This is a genomic window from Brucella grignonensis (genome assembly GCF_002252505.1).
In the GTDB taxonomy this organism is placed as follows: domain Bacteria; phylum Pseudomonadota; class Alphaproteobacteria; order Rhizobiales; family Rhizobiaceae; genus Brucella; species Brucella grignonensis.
The window spans coordinates 1-380 of the sequence record NZ_NNRL01000089.1; the positions used below are offsets into that span (position 1 = coordinate 1).

Here is a 380-nt window from a genome sequence, read left to right on the forward strand (position 1 = left end):
ATTGGTCGCTTCGTCCAGCTCCGCTTTCCGTCGATCCTCGGCTGCTTCCAATTCACCGATGCGCTTTTGGGCGTCCTGCCGCTTGGTCTGCATCGCAGCATGGTCCGCAAGGATGGAGTCGGCTGCCTGCACCAGGGCCGCAAGGTCCAGACCATCGACATCGATCCCGACGCCGATCAGGGTCGTTGCGAGCGTATCCTGCTCCTTTGCGAGCGCAGCTTTAGCGTCTTCTGCGTCACTCAAGGCAAGCCGCAGATCAGCCCACGCGGTCAGCGCCGAAGCGCGGGCTTCAGCCCATCGGCCGATCCTTGTCAGCCACGACGCGACGGCTGCATCGTCATCCAGATCGATTTCCGCTGGCGTTTCGGTCCTGATCTCGC

At 62.6% G+C, this 380-nt stretch carries 1 protein-coding gene; it reads right to left on the minus strand.

Annotation, left to right across the window (positions count from 1 at the left end):
• On the minus strand, nucleotides 1-380 hold a 380-nt coding region (locus tag CEV33_RS23905), incomplete at both ends, for a hypothetical protein (RefSeq protein ID WP_167388083.1).